13 protein-coding genes and 1 pseudogene are annotated in these 15,638 nt (G+C 71.7%); 10 read left to right on the top strand and 4 right to left on the bottom strand.

The window, feature by feature from the left end; translation table 11 throughout:
* Nucleotides 1-3 precede the first annotated feature (3 nt).
* On the top strand, nt 4-189 hold the full coding sequence (locus ACFYMU_RS30270) for a hypothetical protein (RefSeq protein WP_388379946.1): 186 nt from the start codon (nt 4-6) through the stop codon (nt 187-189).
* Between the two features lie 17 nt (nt 190-206).
* Complete coding sequence (locus tag ACFYMU_RS30265; RefSeq protein ID WP_388379943.1) at nt 207-470, top strand: hypothetical protein; 264 nt, start codon at nt 207-209, stop codon at nt 468-470.
* Between the two features lie 61 nt (nt 471-531).
* Here the strand turns inward: ACFYMU_RS30265 and ACFYMU_RS30260 are convergent, their stop codons facing one another.
* Nucleotides 532-777: a GntR family transcriptional regulator gene (locus ACFYMU_RS30260; protein WP_388379940.1), complete on the bottom strand. Its 246-nt coding sequence runs from the start codon at nt 775-777 to the stop codon at nt 532-534.
* A gap of 162 nt (nt 778-939) precedes the next feature.
* Between ACFYMU_RS30260 and ACFYMU_RS30255 the strand changes: the two genes are divergently transcribed.
* The gene (locus ACFYMU_RS30255; protein WP_388379937.1) at nt 940-1,278 is read left to right on the top strand and encodes a hypothetical protein; all 339 of its coding nucleotides are present in this window, start codon (nt 940-942) and stop codon (nt 1,276-1,278) included.
* A gap of 504 nt (nt 1,279-1,782) precedes the next feature.
* Here ACFYMU_RS30255 and ACFYMU_RS30250 read toward each other — a convergent pair.
* Nucleotides 1,783-2,469, bottom strand: a pseudogene (locus tag ACFYMU_RS30250) (ATPase, T2SS/T4P/T4SS family); the annotation flags it as partial.
* 3 nt (nt 2,470-2,472) lie between these two features.
* Nucleotides 2,473-3,564 carry a septum site-determining protein Ssd gene (ssd, locus tag ACFYMU_RS30245; protein WP_388379933.1) on the bottom strand — a complete coding sequence of 364 codons (1,092 nt, stop codon included), beginning with the start codon at nt 3,562-3,564 and terminating at the stop codon, nt 2,473-2,475.
* 568 nt (nt 3,565-4,132) lie between these two features.
* Between ssd and ACFYMU_RS30240 the strand changes: the two genes are divergently transcribed.
* The gene (locus ACFYMU_RS30240) at nt 4,133-4,969 is read left to right on the top strand and encodes an HAD family hydrolase (RefSeq protein ID WP_388379930.1); all 837 of its coding nucleotides are present in this window, start codon (nt 4,133-4,135) and stop codon (nt 4,967-4,969) included.
* A 428-nt stretch (nt 4,970-5,397) separates the two neighbouring features.
* Here the strand turns inward: ACFYMU_RS30240 and ACFYMU_RS30235 are convergent, their stop codons facing one another.
* The gene (locus ACFYMU_RS30235; protein ID WP_388379927.1) at nt 5,398-6,222 is read right to left on the bottom strand and encodes an oxidoreductase; all 825 of its coding nucleotides are present in this window, start codon (nt 6,220-6,222) and stop codon (nt 5,398-5,400) included.
* A gap of 100 nt (nt 6,223-6,322) precedes the next feature.
* Between ACFYMU_RS30235 and ACFYMU_RS30230 the strand changes: the two genes are divergently transcribed.
* The 6 genes from ACFYMU_RS30230 to ACFYMU_RS30205 all read left to right on the top strand — a co-directional run bounded on the left by ACFYMU_RS30230 (nt 6,323) and on the right by ACFYMU_RS30205 (nt 15,532).
* Nucleotides 6,323-7,303 carry an ATP-binding protein gene (locus ACFYMU_RS30230; RefSeq protein WP_388379925.1) on the top strand — a complete coding sequence of 327 codons (981 nt, stop codon included), beginning with the start codon at nt 6,323-6,325 and terminating at the stop codon, nt 7,301-7,303.
* A 360-nt stretch (nt 7,304-7,663) separates the two neighbouring features.
* Nucleotides 7,664-10,045, top strand: coding sequence for a SulP family inorganic anion transporter (locus ACFYMU_RS30225; RefSeq protein WP_388379922.1), 2,382 nt, complete (start codon nt 7,664-7,666; stop codon nt 10,043-10,045).
* Between the two features lie 216 nt (nt 10,046-10,261).
* The gene (gene acs / locus ACFYMU_RS30220; protein WP_388379920.1) at nt 10,262-12,259 is read left to right on the top strand and encodes an acetate--CoA ligase; all 1,998 of its coding nucleotides are present in this window, start codon (nt 10,262-10,264) and stop codon (nt 12,257-12,259) included.
* 206 nt (nt 12,260-12,465) lie between these two features.
* On the top strand, nt 12,466-14,040 hold the full coding sequence (gene nhaA, locus ACFYMU_RS30215) for a Na+/H+ antiporter NhaA (RefSeq protein ID WP_388380135.1): 1,575 nt from the start codon (nt 12,466-12,468) through the stop codon (nt 14,038-14,040).
* Nucleotides 14,041-14,105: 65 nt separating this feature from the next.
* Nucleotides 14,106-14,585, top strand: a complete 480-nt coding sequence (locus ACFYMU_RS30210; RefSeq protein WP_388379917.1) for a phage holin family protein — start codon at nt 14,106-14,108, stop codon at nt 14,583-14,585.
* Nucleotides 14,582-15,532: an alpha/beta fold hydrolase gene (locus tag ACFYMU_RS30205; protein ID WP_388379914.1), complete on the top strand. Its 951-nt coding sequence runs from the start codon at nt 14,582-14,584 to the stop codon at nt 15,530-15,532. The genes ACFYMU_RS30210 and ACFYMU_RS30205 overlap by 4 nt, the downstream gene beginning before the upstream one ends.
* Nucleotides 15,533-15,638 lie beyond the last annotated feature (106 nt).

Below are 15,638 nucleotides of genomic sequence, written 5' to 3'. Positions count from 1 at the left end.
CCCATGAAGATCTCGAAGTACTGGAAGGCGGTCGCGGCAGGTGCTGCGGCCGGGGCCGCGGCGCTGTCGACGGCGATGCAGGACGGCACGGTGACGGCCGCCGAGACGGTCACCGCGGTGCTGGCCGTGCTCGGCGCGCTCGGCGTCACCTGGGCTGTGCCGAACCGGCAGGCTGGGGACGGAAGGTGACGGTGCCGGAGGCGTCTGTGGCTGTCGAGCTGGAGCGTCTCCGCGGCACGGTCGCCACGAACTTCGCCGAGGTCAAGGGCAGCCTGGCCGTCCTGGTCGAGCAGTCCAACCGGAACAAGGAGGACGTGCGCCAGCTGCGGGAGGACACGGAGAAGGACATCGGCGAACTTCGCACGGAGGTGGAATCGCTGAAGCGGGGCCGCTGGCCCATGCCGACGATCGGTGTCCTTGCCGGTGTGGCCGGCGCCGCGACGGGCGCCGTCGCCCTCTTCGCCCGATGACGTCACTGCGCCCCCTTCTGGCCTACGGGCCGGGAGGGGGCGTTTCGTCATGCCCGGGGGGTCAGCCGGACGGCGGCCGGTCCGCGACGAACGAGCCGAGGCCGCGCACCGTGTAGATGACGCCCTCTTCCCGTAGCCGCGCCAACACCTTCTGCGCCGTGTCGACTGCGACACCGGTCTCGGTGACGAGCTGCTGCACGGAGGGCACACGGGACCGCGGCGGGTACGTGCCATCGGCGATCCGCTGCCGGATGACGTCGGCGATCTGCTCCCACTTCGGCCGGTCCTGCTCCCACTCGTCGATCACGAGTGCACGGTAGGCACGCGCCCTGATGCCTCGCGATCGGTGGAACTCGCCCGGACCCGGTAGTGCACTACCCACTACTAGGGATAGCGTGCGGGGTACGAGAAGACCCCCGCGCCGTGCAACCGGCCGGGGGCATGGCCAACGCCGCGTAGGAGCGTCGACATGCCAGAGACTACCGACACCACCCCCACATGGGGCAGAGCCCCACTCCCACTCCCCACCGAGGGCACCCTCAGCGAGCACCAGCAGCGCGGCGCCGCCTGCGTATGGTGCCGACTGCCCCTCACCGCCGAGACGGCCGTAGACCTCGGCGAGCGCCGCATCCGCGTGGACGACGACTACGTCACCGCGTTCCCCCGCGGCTGCCGCCCCTGCACCCACACGCACGCCTACCGGGCACTCCTCGACCACGCGCCGGACTGCGACCTGTGCATCGCCGATGCCGGCAGCTGCGACACCGGTGTCGCGCTGCGGCGTCTGATCCGGGAGGGGCGCCGATGATCTGCGCGCGCTGCGACAAGCCGATCCGGACAGGCGAGGAGTACGAGTCGCGGGACATTCACTCGGCGTCCGGCCCGGGGCTCACGGTCCGCATACACGTCTCCTGTCAGCCGGACCGGGCTGCTCAGCCGCGCCGGTACCCGAGCTGAAAGACCCCCGGCGCGCCTGCCCTGCGGGGCCGCGCGTGTCGGGAAGGGCGGCCGCGACGGCGAGCAGTACAGCGGCCGCCCTGCACCGCTCTCCCAGGGGAGCACGGCCCCGGCCGGGTCCACGTCCCGGCTGGGGCCGCTTTGCGTCTGCTGGGCTGCTGGGGCGGCGCTGGTCGAGGAGGGTCCGCTCCACGCGGGCAAGGCCAGGAAGGGCCCGCACCAAGTGCGTACCCCTGTCAGCAGCAGCCCGTAGCCTGGCTCGAAACGGGGCCGGACCTGACAGCGCAGGTCCGGCCCTGCAGCATCTCCAGCCTCCGTGACGCAACGTGATCACAGTCTAGTGGTGTCACTGTCACATACTGGGGTTGCCCGAGCCGGTCCCACCGCTGATCACATAGGAGAGCCGAGAGGCGATCAGCGCCCGCAGCACCAGGTCCCCGCCCGGCGGCACCGTCCCCGCCGCCACCAGTTCGTCGAGGGTGAAGGCCCGGGGCCGCACCACCCGCAGGGACAGGCACGTGCAGCCGACCGCGACCGGCGGCAGTACCGCGTGCAGCCGGGTGCCGTCCGGCAGTCGGGCGTCGGCCCACGGCCTGGCGTCGTCCAGCCGCCGCCCGGCCACGGCCGCAAGCCGCTGGGCAAGGCGCCGTACGGCCCCGGCATCCGGAAAGGACACCCCTGTCAGCTCCAGTCCACCGCCGCGGTCCACCCACACGCGGTCGGGTGCGGACACCAGGACGTCGGTCACGGAGGGGTCCGCGAGCAACGGCTCCAGAGGGCCGCTGCCGACCAGTTCGGAACGCAACTGCCGGGCCGCACCCAGTACTTCCGCGTCCCCGAGCACCCGGCCCTGATCCCGCAGAGCCTGCGCCACGCGTGCGGGGGTGGGCTCGGCCCCGCTCTCGGCCAGCCACTGCCGCACGCCGTCCAGCAGCCGCGTGGGTGTGCTCGGGCCGGTCACGCTCCCCGGCTCCGCGCCCGTCCGCGAGCCGGCGGGTCCGGCACCCCGGTCCGCCCTCGCCGTGCTCCAGTCCATGCTCATGGCTCAGTCACCCGCCTCGGCCGACGCCCGCTCCCAGAAGGCCGAGCAGAACCGGGCGAGCGGCCCCCGCGCCGCTCCCCCGGGCGGCACGGATCCGTCCGGCGGAGGTGTCTCGTACGGCACCTCTCCGACCAGCGGCAGGCCCAGCAGCCGTGCCACCTCGCCCTCGTCGAGTCCGGTCGCGCACGGCCCCCGGACCGCGATCCGGAGATCGCCCAGGACCATGCCCACGGCCGCTGCCACCCGTCGTGCGGCAGCGACGGCGCGCAGGTCGGCGGGGATCACCAGCACCCCGACGTCCAGTTGTGCGAGGGCTTCGGCGACGCTCTCGTCGACGCGGCGCGGGAGGTCGACGACGACCGCGCCGCCGCGACGCCGGGCCGCGGCGAGGACCGCGCGGACCGCCTGGGGCGGGACGGCCACGGTGTCGCCGCGGTCCCAGCTCAGTACGCGCAGCTCGTGCAGCCGAGGCAGGGACTCCTCCAGGGCCCCGCCGCCGACCCGGCCACGGGACGCGGCGAAGGCCGGCCAGCGCAGTCCTTCGGCGGCTTCGCCGCCGAGGAGCACGTCGAGACCGCCACCCAGGGGGTCCGCGTCGACGAGCAGGGTGCGCCTGCCCTGGCGCGCCGACGTGACGGCCAGGGCGCAGGCAAGGGTGGACGCGCCCGCCCCGCCGCGGCCGCCGATCACCCCGACCGTGAGCGCGGGTCTGCCGACGCCCTCGGCCACGTCGGCGATGCGGTCGACCAGCCACTGCTCGCCGTCCGGCAACAGCAGGACGTGGTCGGCGCCGATCTCCACGGCCCGTCGCCAGACGCCGGGATCGTCCGGATCGCGCCCGACCAGGACCACTCCGCGCCTGCGGGCGGCCCCGCGCAGGCGGCGCGCCGCATCGTCGCCGACGATGACGAGCGGCGCCGCCTCCCAGCCGCTCCGGTGCCGGGGCACCCCAGGATGGACTTCCGGTCTGGCGCCCGCGGCCGCGCACAGGCGCAGCAGGTCGTCGAGGAGTTCGGGGTCCTCGGTGACGATCAGCGGTCCGCTCCGCCTCCCGTCGGCGACGGCCGCTCCTTCGTGTGTGATGGCTCCCGCCACGATCTCCAGCCCCCTTCGCTGCTTCCTCGGCCCGGTCCGCGGGGCCACAGGGGCCCCGCGCTTCCCGGGCATGTGAAGAACCGGCAACCGGTCTCCATATGAACGGCCGACACAAACCGGCCATACGCACCCGACAAACCGAAGCGGTCATGAACTCGCCGCCGACGGACGCGCCGGAATCACGGTGCACCGATCCCGGAAATCGTGTGGATCTTGGTCGATAACTGTGGACAACTCAGTGGTTGTGAATATCGGTGTCACTCGCCCCGGCACCACCCCCGCCACCTACCGCAGAGCAGCGTCGCGACTACGCTCCGTGTCCGATCATGGGCGTGCGGAAGCCGCGGCCACGAAGGCCGGTTCAGGGCACCCAGGGCCCGCGGAAATCAGAAAAACCCACCCGGACATGCGACGACCCCCGCCGGGGGGGAGAGCGGGGGTCGTCCCCACGGCCGACTCGGGGGGGGGAGGAGTCGGGCCGGGTTAGCACGGTCGCGAACGATCCGTGACTTCCATGGTGTACCCGAGAGCCTTCTCAGGCAAACCCACGCGCCCCACCTTACGCCGAATGGTGGGCGCATATGCTCGGGCCGTGGAAAACCACTCCTTGCCCCGCACAGCGGCCTTCTTTGACCTGGACAAGACGGTCATTGCGAAGTCGAGCACGCTTACCTTCAGTAAGTCCTTCTACCAAGGGGGACTGATCAACCGCAGGGCCGTCCTGCGCACCGCATATGCGCAGTTCCTGTTTCTGGCGGGCGGCGCCGACCACGACCAGATGGAGCGGATGCGCGAGTACCTGTCCACCCTGTGCCGCGGCTGGAACGTCCAGCAGGTCAAGGAGATAGTCGCCGAGACCCTCCACGACCTGATCGACCCGATCATCTACGACGAGGCCGCCTCCCTCATCGAGGAGCATCACACCGCCGGGCGCGACGTCGTCATCGTGTCCACGTCGGGCGCCGAGGTGGTCGAACCGATCGGCGAGATGCTCGGCGCGGACCGGGTGGTCGCCACCCGCATGGTCGTGGGCGGCGACGGCTGCTTCACGGGCGAGGTGGAGTACTACGCGTACGGGCCCACGAAGGCGGAGGCGATCAAGGAACTCGCCGGGTCCGAGGGATACGACCTCGCGCGGTGCTACGCCTACAGCGACTCCGCGACCGATCTGCCGATGCTGGAGTCCGTCGGCCACCCGCACGCCGTGAACCCGGACCGGGCGCTGCGCCGCGAGGCCGTGGCGCGCGGGTGGCCGGTCCTGGACTTCCACCGTCCGGTCCGCCTGAAGCAGCGACTGGCCGCGCCGCCGCGGCCCGCGCTCGTCGCCGCGGCCGCCATCGGAGCGGCGGCGGCCACCGCGGGACTCGTCTGGTACGCGAGCCGGCGCCGGACGCCGGCCGTGTGAACCGGCGGGCGGGCCGCGGAAGCACGGCCGGTCGCGCCCGGTTCGCGCGCCTTCGGCCCCATGGGCGGAGAGCACCGTCCGGGCCTTCCGCTCGCCCCGGCCCAGGAGTACAAAGGCATTGAGGCCCGAGAGACCAAAGGACATCCGAGAGGATCGCCTTGACGACGCTTTGGCCCCGCGGACCGTGCATGAACACCGGGCACCCACGCGACGTCGACCCGTCGATTACGGGCCAGCCGCACCAGGCGACGGGCAGAAGATCCCGGCCTGATGGGCGACACATCGAGGACGCTTGGTAACCCGGTGAACATGCCAGCGGCGGTACGAGACCTCGTACCGCCGCAACCACGCCGGGCCCGGAGGGCGGTTCCCTCCGTCCGGGGGCCGATGCCCGCCGGGCCCCGGAGGGCCGCTCCCTCCGCCGGGAGCTATGCCGCCCCGCGCTGCAGCGCCTCGCAGACCGCGGTCGACTCCCGGGCCCCCAGTCCGACCGCCTTCGCACAGTGGGCGATCCAGGCCGCCACACCCTCGGAAGTGCCCGACGCATAGCCCTCGAGGGCCGCGGCATAGGCCGCGGCACCCAGTTCCGCGTGACCCACCTCCGCGGGGCAGACCGCCTTCGGGTCGAGGCCGCTGCCCACGAGGACGAGGCGCTCGGCCGCGCGGGCGACGAGGCCGTTGTGGGAGCCGAAGGGGCGGAGTGCGAGCAGTTCGCCGTGCACGACGGCCGCGGTCACGAGCGCAGGGGCCGAACCACCCGCGATGATCAGCCGGGACAGCCCCTCGAGGCGGCCGGAGACCTCGGCCGCGTCCGGAAGCGGCAGTTCCACGAGCGGCTCGTCCACGGGCTCGCCGTCCTGACGGGGACGCCCCACGCGGGGGTCGGAGCCCGCGGCCGCCAACAGATGCAGCCGCGCCAGCACCCGCAGGGGCGACTGCCGCCAGACGGACAGCAGTTGTCCCGCCTCGGCGGTCAGCCGGAGGGCCGCGCCGACCGCGCGGGCCTCGTCGTCCCCGCTGAAGTCGGTGCGTCGGCGCACCTCTTCCAGGGCCCAGTCGGCGCCCGCCAGCGCCGCCGAGCCTCGGGCGCCGCGCAGCGCCGCCTCGGAGGTGATCTCATTGCTGCGGCGTCGCATGATCCGGTGCCCGTAGACCCGGTCCACCGCCTTGCGCACGGACTCCACGGACTCCGGCACCCCGGGCAGCGAGCCCAGGGCCGCGAGCGGATCGGGGGTCGCCCCTGTCGTACTCATGAGTACGACCCTACGCACCTCGGCGCCCCTCCTTCGAAGGAGTGGTCTTCCTCACGGCCGCCTGTCACCCAGAGACATCGCACGGCTACTCTTGGTGAATATGAAAATTGCTTTCGTCGGGAAGGGCGGCAGCGGCAAGACAACGCTGTCATCCCTGTTCATCCGCCATCTCGCCGCCACCGGAGTGCCCGTCGTCGCCGTCGACGCCGACATCAACCAGCACCTCGGAGCCGCGCTCGGACTCGACGAGGACGAGGCCGCGGCGCTGCCGGCCATGGGTGAGCGACTGCCGCTGATCAAGGACTGCCTGCGGGGCAGCAACCCACGCATCACCTCCGCCGAGACGATGATCAAGACGACCCCTCCGGGAGAGGGCTCACGACTGCTGCGGGTGCGGGAGGACAACCCGGTGTACGACGCCTGCGCGCACCCGGTGGAACTCGACGGCGGCAGCGTCCGTCTGATGGTCACCGGTCCCTTCACGGACGCCGACCTGGGGGTCGCCTGCTACCACTCCAAGACGGGAGCGGTGGAGCTGTTCCTGAACCACCTGGTGGACGGCCGCGACGAATACGTGGTGGTCGACATGACGGCGGGCTCGGACTCCTTCGCCTCCGGCCTGTTCACCCGCTTCGACATCACCTTCCTCGTCGCGGAGCCGACCCGGAAGGGGGTCTCCGTCTACCGCCAGTACCGGCAGTACGCCCGCGACTTCGGAGTGGTCCTGAGAGTCGTCGGCAACAAGGTGCAGGGCCAGGACGACATCGACTTCCTGCGCGCCGAGGTCGGTGACGACCTGCTCGTGACGGTCGGGCACTCCGACTGGGTGCGCTCCATGGAAAAGGGCCGCCCGCCCCGGTTCCACCTCCTGGAGGACGCCAACCGCGGCGCACTGCGCACCCTTCAGGTCGCCGCCGACGCCACGTACGAGTTGCGCGACTGGGCGCACTACACGCGCCAGATGGTGCACTTCCACCTGAAGAACGCGGCCAGCTGGGGCAATGAGCGCACGGGGATCGATCTGGCGGCACAGGTCGACCCCGGGTTCGTCCTCCACGAGGACGTGGCGGCCGCGGTGTGACCAACGGCCGCCGGACGTGACGACATGCCGGCCGGGCCGCCAGGGGGGACTCCCAGCCCTCCGTGGGGGCCCGGCCGGCCTCGTGCGTGCGGAACCCAAGCCCCGGCGCCGGGCCGGGCGCCGGCCTCGGCTCCACTCATATGACAAGCCGAAGAAATCAGCGATTCACCCCCTTGAGTGATTTATTGACCTGTTTGCTGCGCTTTGCCATACGTTTGATTTTACTCAGCATTACGATTCATTTACTGAGTGTTGGAACATCCCGCCGCTGTTCGCCGTGACCCACGGCCGCGCCACCCCGGTCCGCACACACGCCGGAACCACCTCCGCGACCGCGCCGCACAGAAGGAGACGGGAAGCATGTCTGCCTGCGTCCCCGCCCGCGCCACCGACTCGACTCGGCCCGACGACGCGCACCAGCCCCACAGCCCACCGCCGACCCGGCCCCGGCGCCTGCGCATCGCGGGCGCCGACCTGTCGGCCTCCATCGCGGTCTTCCTGATCGCCCTCCCCCTGTCCCTCGGAATCGCGCTCGCCACCGACGCCCCGCTCCAGGCCGGTCTCGTCGCCGCGGCCGTCGGCGGACTCGTCGCCGGCCGGCTCGGCGGCTCCGCGCTCCAGGTCAGCGGCCCCGCCGCCGGACTGACAGTGGTCACCGCCGACCTCATCCACCGCTACGGATGGCGCACGACCTGCGCGATCACGGTCCTCGCCGGGCTCGTCCAACTGTGCCTCGGCTGCCTGCGTGTGGCGCGTACGGCCCTGGCCGTGAGCCCGGCGATCGTGCACGGCATGCTCGCGGGCATCGGCGTCACCATCGCCGTCGCCCAACTCCACATCGTGCTCGGCGGCACCCCGCAGAGCGCCGTCCTCGACAACCTGCGGGCGCTGCCCGCCCAGTTGGCGCGTATCCACCCGGCCGCCGTGTCGGTGAGCGCGCTCACTCTGGCCCTCCTGCTGATCTGGCCCCGGATTCCCGGACGGGCCGGACGCCTCCTGCGCCGTGTCCCGCCGGCCCTGGTGGCCGTCGTGGGTGCCACATCGACGGCCTCGCTCGCCGGGCTGCGTCTCGCCCGGGTGGATCTGCCCTCCTGGTCCAGCCACGCACTGCCGCACCTGCCCGAAGGGCCCGTCCTCGGCATCGCGACCGCCGTGCTCACCATCACCCTGGTCGGCAGCATCGAGTCCCTGCTCTCCGCCGTCGCCGTCGACAAACTCGCCACCCTCCGCGGCACGGTGCGCGTCCCCCGCCCGGACCTCGACCGGGAGCTGCGCGGCCAGGGCACCGCCAATGTGATCTCCGGGGCCCTCGGCGGGCTGCCCGTCACCGGCGTCGCCGTGCGCAGCGCGGCGAACGTGCAGTCCGGCGCCGTCAGCCGGAACTCCACGATGCTCCACGGCGTGTGGGTGGTGGTGGCCGCGCTGCTGATGGTCCCGGTGCTCGAGCTGATCCCCCTCGCCTCGCTCGCCGCGCTGGTGATGGCCGTCGGCATCCAGATGGTGTCCCTGCACCACATCCGCACGGTCACCCGCCACCGAGAGGTGCTGGTGTACGCGGTCACCACGCTCGGCGTCGTCTTCCTCGGCGTGCTGGAGGGCGTGTGCCTGGGGGTGGCCGTGGCCGTCGCCGTCGCCCTGCACCGCCTCGCCCACACCCGTATCACCCACGAGGAGCGGGAAGGAGCCCATCATGTCCGGGTCCGGGGGCAGTTGACGTTCCTCGCGGTGCCCCGGCTCACCCGGGCGCTGCACCAGGTGCCCGCCGGCACGGATGCAGTCGTGGAGCTGGACGGGTCGTTCATGGACCACGCGGCGTACGAGTCCCTGCAGGACTGGCAGAGAACACACCTCGCGCACGGCGGCACGGTCGGTCTCACCGGTCGCGCCGGAACCCGAATCGCGCTGTCCGCCGGATCCACCGCAGCCGATTCGGGCCCGGAGTCCGCGGAGGCGTCGGCGTGCCGCTGCCGGCCCTGGACGCCATGGCGAAACCACCAGTGCGAGCGGCCGCCGGCCGCGCCGCCCGGGGGACGTCCGGAGGGACCGGCCACCGGAGCCGAACCCGCCGGGCAGCAACTGGCACGCGGGATCAGCGCGTTCCAGCGGAACACCGCACCGCTGGTGCGCAGCGAGCTGGCCCGCCTCGCGCGTGAGGGACAGCGGCCGTCGCAGCTCTTCCTCACCTGTGCCGACTCGCGACTCGTCACATCCATGATCACCTCGAGCGGCCCGGGCGATCTCTTCGTCGTCCGCAACGTCGGCAATCTGGTGCCACTGCCCGGCGCGGAGAGCGGCGACGACTCGGTGGCCGCGGCGATCGAGTACGCCGTGGATGTGCTGGGCGTGCGGTCCATCACGGTGTGCGGGCACTCGGGATGCGGGGCGATGCAGGCCCTCCTCGCCTCGGAGCCGGGCGGCGTGCGGACACCGCTCCAGCGGTGGCTGCGGCACGGGCTGCCCAGCCTGCAGCGGATGACCGACGACCAGCCGCCCTGGGCCCGGATCTCCGGTCGGGAGCCGGCCGACGCCGTCGAGCAGCTGTGCCTGACCAACGTCGTGCAGCAGCTGGAGCACCTGCGGGCCCACGAGGCCGTGAGCCGTGCACTCGGCGAGGGCACGCTCGCACTGCACGGGATGTACTTCCACGTGGGCGAGGCGCAGGCGTATCTGCTCACCCCCTCCGAGGAGGGGGACGTCTTCGGCCGGGTGGGGGCGATCGGGGACCTGCGCAGCCCGGCATGAGGCAGGGTGGTGTGCGGCCCGCTCCGCCGGCTGCGCGCCACCGGTCCGGCGGCGAGGGTTCACGTGTCGGGTGTGAGATGCGTCGCCATGGCGCCGGGTGAACCATGGCGGCGGCGCATACGTGACCGAAACGAGAGCTGTTCGGGACAGACTCACAACAGGTCTAAACCAATTTCCGGCCGACCCTTGTCATCGAGCCCCCCGGTCTGGTGAGCTGTGGCCTGGGACACAACGGACACCCTGAGAAAGGGAGATGTCGTGAGCAACGAAAGCCTGGCCAACCTGCTGAAGGAAGAGCGCAGGTTCGCGCCCCCCGCCGAGCTGGCCGCGAACGCCAACGTCACGGCGGAGGCGTACGAACAGGCCAAGGCTGACAGGCTCGGTTTCTGGGCCGAGCAGGCCCGGCGGCTGACCTGGGCCACCGAACCGACCGAGACGCTGGACTGGTCGAACCCGCCGTTCGCCAAGTGGTTCAAGGACGGCACGCTCAACGTCGCGTACAACTGCGTCGACCGGCATGTCGAGGCCGGCAACGGCGACCGCGTCGCCATCCACTTCGAGGGTGAGCCCGGCGACAGCCGCGCCATCACCTACGCCGAGCTCAAGGACGAGGTCTGCAAGGCCGCGAACGCCCTGCTGGAGCTCGGCGTCCGCAAGGGCGACCGGGTCGCCGTCTACATGCCGATGATCGCCGAGGCCGCGATCGCGATGCTGGCCTGCGCCCGCATCGGTGCCACGCACTCCGTGGTCTTCGGCGGCTTCTCGGCGGACGCGATCGCCACCCGCATCCAGGACGCCGACGCCAAGATCGTCATCACCGCCGACGGCGGCTACCGCCGCGGCAAGCCGTCCGCGCTCAAGCCGGCCGTCGACGAGGCCCTCGAGCGCGTGGAGAGCGTGCAGCACGTGCTCGTCGTGCGCCGCACGGGCCAGGAGGTCGCCTGGACCGAGGGCCGCGACCAGTGGTGGCACGACCTCGTCGGGCGGCAGTCCGCCGAGCACACGCCGGAGGCGTTCGAGGCGGAGCAGCCGCTGTTCATCCTGTACACGTCCGGGACGACGGGGAAGCCCAAGGGCATCCTGCACACCTCGGGCGGCTACCTCACCCAGGCGGCCTACACCCACCACGCGGTCTTCGACCTCAAGCCCGAGACCGACGTCTACTGGTGCACCGCGGACATCGGCTGGGTCACCGGCCACTCCTACATCGTCTACGGCCCGCTGGCCAACGGCGCCACGCAGGTCATGTACGAGGGCACCCCCGACACCCCCCACCAGGGCCGGTTCTGGGAGATCGTGCAGAAGTACGGGGTCACCATCCTGTACACGGCCCCCACGGCCATCCGCACGTTCATGAAGTGGGGCGACGACATCCCCGCGAAGTTCGACCTGTCCTCCCTCCGGGTGCTCGGCTCCGTCGGCGAGCCCATCAACCCCGAGGCCTGGATCTGGTACCGCAAGCACATCGGCGCCGACCGTACCCCCATCGTGGACACGTGGTGGCAGACGGAGACCGGCGCGATGATGATCTCGCCGCTGCCGGGCGTCACCGAGACCAAGCCGGGCTCCGCCCAGCGGCCGCTGCCGGGCATCTGCGCCACCGTCGTCGACGACGAGGCCAACGAGGTGCCCGACGGAGGCGGCGGCTACCTCGTCCTCACCGAGCCCTGGCCCTCCATGCTGCGCACCATCTGGGGCGACGACCAGCGCTTCATCGACACCTACTGGTCCCGCTTCGAGGGCAAGTACTTCGCCGGCGACGGCGCCAAGAAGGACGACGACGGCGACATCTGGCTCCTGGGACGCGTCGACGACGTCATGCTCGTCTCCGGCCACAACATCTCCACCACCGAGGTCGAGTCCGCCCTGGTCTCGCACCCCGCGGTCGCCGAAGCGGCGGTCGTCGGCGCCGCCGACGAGACCACCGGCCAGGCCATCGTCGCCTTCGTGATCCTGCGCGGCACCGCGTCCGAGGACGACAAGCTGGTCGCCGAACTGCGCGACCACGTCGGCGCCACCCTCGGCCCGATCGCCAAGCCCAAGCGGATCCTGCCCGTCGCCGAACTGCCCAAGACCCGGTCCGGCAAGATCATGCGCCGCCTGCTGCGCGATGTCGCCGAGAACCGCGAACTGGGCGACGTCACCACCCTCACCGACTCCACCGTCATGGAACTGATCCAGACGAAGCTCCCGGCGGCGTCGAGCGAGGACTGAGGTTCGAGCGGGGACTGAGGTTCGAACGAGGACTGAGGTTCCCGACCTGGACATGGGGCGCCCGGCAGCACGCCGGGCGCCCTTTTTCATCCCCTCTGCCCGGCAGGGCGGATCCCGAGGGTAAGGCTCCGGTAAAGTGGGGACTCAAGGTGTGCCGGGAAGTCTGGTCGGCAAGTCGTCCGAGGGATCTCGTGACGGCCGTCATGATGTCGCACCACCCGGAGGTCCTCACCGTGGCCGCGCCCCGCACCCGCACCTTTCTCGGACGTCTCTCCCTGCCCGAGCGGAACTTCGTCGCGGACGCGCTGCGCACCGAGACCGTCGGCGGTGTGCTGCTCCTCCTCGCCGCCGTCGCCGCGCTGGTCTGGGCGAACGTACCCGCGCTGCACGGCAGCTACGAGAGCCTCGGCCACCACCACCTCGGCCCCGCCGCCCTGGGCCTGCATCTGTCCGTCGAGCACTGGGCCGCCGACGGCCTGCTCGCGGTCTTCTTCTTCGTCGCCGGGATCGAGCTGAAGCGGGAACTGGTCGCCGGTGAGCTACGGGACCGGCGAACCGCCGTCCTGCCCGTCGCCGCCGCGCTCTGCGGCATGGCGGTACCCGCGGTCGTCTACGCCGTCACCAACGCCGCCGGCGGCGGCTCCCTCGCCGGCTGGGCGGTCCCCACGGCCACCGACATCGCCTTCGCGCTCGCCGTGCTGGCCGTCATCGGCACCTCCCTGCCGTCCGCCCTGCGCGCCTTCCTGCTCACCCTCGCCGTCGTCGACGACCTCTTCGCGATCCTGATCATCGCGGTCTTCTTCACGGACCGGCTGAACCTCGTGGCGCTCGGGGGCGCCGTCGCGGGCCTCGCCGTGTTCTGGGCACTGCTGCGGGCGGGCGTCCGGGGATGGTACGTGTACGTCCCGCTCGCCCTGGTCGTGTGGGGGCTGATGTACAACAGCGGCGTGCACGCCACCATCGCCGGTGTGGCGATGGGGCTGATGCTGCGCTGCCACCGTCACGAGGACGAGGAGCGCTCCCCGGGCGAGCGCATCGAGCATCTCGTGAGGCCTCTGTCGGCCGGTCTCGCGGTCCCGCTCTTCGCCCTGTTCAGCGCGGGTGTCACGGTCTCCGGTGGGGCGCTGCGGGACGTGTTCACCAGGCCGGAGACGCTGGGCGTCGTCCTCGGCCTCGTCATCGGCAAGACCGTCGGCGTCTTCGGCGGCACCTGGCTGACGGTCCGCTTCACCCGGGCCACCCTCAGCGACGGCCTCGCCTGGGCCGACGTGTTCGCCGTGGCCTCCCTCGCCGGCATCGGCTTCACCGTCTCGCTGCTCATCGGCGAACTGGCCTTCGACGGTGACGCGGTGCTCATGGACGAGGTCAAGGCCGCGGTGCTCGTCGGATCACTGCTGGCGGCGGCGTGCGCGACCACACTGCTGAAGGTACGCAACGCCAAGTACCGCGCCCTGTGCGCCGACGAGGAGCGCGACGAGGACCTCGACGGCATACCCGACGTCTACGAGCAGGACGACCCGGCGTACCACCTGCGCATGGCCGAGATCCACGAGCGCAAGGCCGCCGAGCACCGCAGGATCGCCGCACTGAGGTCGACCGAGCGTGAAGCAGGCACCGACCTCGGGGACGGCACACCCGCCCGGGACAGGAACCGCACACCCGCCCGGGACAAGAACCGCACACGCGGAGGGGGCGGGAACCGCCCGCCCGGCGGGGAAGGGAACGGCACGCTTGCCGAAGTGGCGGGCGGGGCAGGCGAGGAGAACGAGCGTCCGGCATGATCTGACACATCCGCAAAACTCCGCAGCAATCCGCGGAGACGTACGCAGAGAGCAGGGAGACCCCGATGAGCGCACCCGACGGCAGCCCGGTCGGCGCCGAACGCAGCATCGGCCAGTTGTTCGCCTCGGCGACGACCGAGATGTCCGCGCTGGTGCACGACGAGATCGCGCTGGCGAAGGCCCAGCTCAAGCAGGACGTCAAGCGCGGTGCGGCCAGCGGTGGCGCGTTCTCGGCCGCGGGGGCCATGCTGCTGTTCTCCCTCCCCATGCTGAACTTCGCACTGGCGTACGGCATTCGGACCTGGAGCGGCTGGAACCTGGCCGTCTGCTTCCTGCTGTCCTTCGCCGCCAACGTGTTGGTCGCCGGGCTCCTCGCGCTCATCGGCGTGGCCTTCGCGAAGAAGGCCAAGAAGAGCAAGGGTCCGCAGAAGGTCGCCGCGTCGATGAAGGAGACCGCCGGCGTCCTGCAGAGGGCCAAGCCGCACCCCCGTCAGCCCAACCGGGCCGACACGGGGGTCGAGGCTGTGGCACGCTCGTCCTCATGACGGACCCTGCCACTCCTTCGGCGCAACCCACCTCGGTCGTCCGGCTCGGCGTGCCCGGCGGGAGAGAGGTGACGCACCGGGATGTAGCGGCCAATGGCGCGCGTTTCCACATCGCGGAACTGGGCGACGGTCCGCTGGTCCTGCTGTTGCACGGATTCCCGCAGTTCTGGTGGACCTGGCGGCACCAGTTGGTCGCGCTCGCCGACGCCGGGTTCCGGGCCGTGGCGATGGATCTGCGCGGGGTCGGGGGCAGCGACCGTACGCCGCGCGGTTACGACCCGGCGAACCTCGCGCTCGACATCACCGGCGTCGTACGGTCCCTGGGCGAGCCCGATGCCGCGCTCGTCGGCCACGACCTGGGCGGCTATCTCGCCTGGACGGCGGCCGCCATGCGTCCCAAGCTCGTACGGCGGCTGGTGGTCGCCTCCATGCCGCATCCTCGGCGCTGGCGCTCGGCGATGCTCAGCGACGTCAAGCAGACGGCCGCGAGCTCCTACATCTGGGGCTTCCAGCGGCCGTGGATCCCGGAACGCCGGCTCACCGCCGATCACGCGGCCCTGGTGGGCCGGCTCCTCCGCGACTGGTCGGGGCCCCGGACGCCGGACGACGAGGCCGTGGAGAGCTACCGGCGTGCCATGTGCATCCCGTCCACGGCGCACTGCTCGATCGAGCCCTACCGCTGGATGGTGCGCTCCCTGGCCCGCCCCGACGGCATCCAGTTCAACCGCCGTATGAAGCGGCCCGTTCGGGTCCCGACGCTGCATCTGCACGGCTCGCTGGACCCCGTGATGCGGACGAGGAGCGCGGCCGGGTCGGGTGAGTACGTCGAGGCGCCGTACCGCTGGCGGCTGTTCGACGGGCTGGGGCACTTCCCCCACGAGGAGGATCCCCTCGCGTTCTCCTCCGAGCTGATCAACTGGCTCAGGGACCCCGAGCCCGACCGCTGAGCGCCCCCGGGATCCGCACGAACCGGCCGGTCGGCCGGAGGACTTCGAGCCCCGTGGGTGACCGCCCGAGAACGCCCGGCACCCGAGGATGGGAACGCCTGTTCCC

The sequence above is a fragment of the Streptomyces sp. NPDC007264 genome, from assembly GCF_042869095.1.
Taxonomy (GTDB): Bacteria; Actinomycetota; Actinomycetes; order Streptomycetales; family Streptomycetaceae; genus Streptomyces.
This window is presented reverse-complemented; position numbering and strand designations above follow the sequence as displayed.

Excerpts from the sequence above, each read along its gene's own strand:
- nhaA (WP_388380135.1), top strand. The coding sequence starts at position 12,466 with ATGTCGCACCACCCGGAGGTCCTCACCGTGGCCGCGCCCCGCACCCGC.
- ACFYMU_RS30205 (WP_388379914.1), top strand. The coding sequence starts at position 14,582 with ATGACGGACCCTGCCACTCCTTCGGCGCAACCCACCTCGGTCGTCCGG.
- ACFYMU_RS30225 (WP_388379922.1), top strand. The coding sequence starts at position 7,664 with ATGTCTGCCTGCGTCCCCGCCCGCGCCACCGACTCGACTCGGCCCGAC.
- ACFYMU_RS30255 (WP_388379937.1), top strand. The coding sequence starts at position 940 with ATGCCAGAGACTACCGACACCACCCCCACATGGGGCAGAGCCCCACTC.
- ACFYMU_RS30230 (WP_388379925.1), top strand. The coding sequence starts at position 6,323 with ATGAAAATTGCTTTCGTCGGGAAGGGCGGCAGCGGCAAGACAACGCTG.
- ACFYMU_RS30240 (WP_388379930.1), top strand. The coding sequence starts at position 4,133 with ATGGTGGGCGCATATGCTCGGGCCGTGGAAAACCACTCCTTGCCCCGC.
- ACFYMU_RS30210 (WP_388379917.1), top strand. The coding sequence starts at position 14,106 with ATGAGCGCACCCGACGGCAGCCCGGTCGGCGCCGAACGCAGCATCGGC.
- ACFYMU_RS30235 (WP_388379927.1), bottom strand. The coding sequence starts at position 6,222 with ATGAGTACGACAGGGGCGACCCCCGATCCGCTCGCGGCCCTGGGCTCG.
- ACFYMU_RS30270 (WP_388379946.1), top strand. The coding sequence starts at position 4 with ATGAAGATCTCGAAGTACTGGAAGGCGGTCGCGGCAGGTGCTGCGGCC.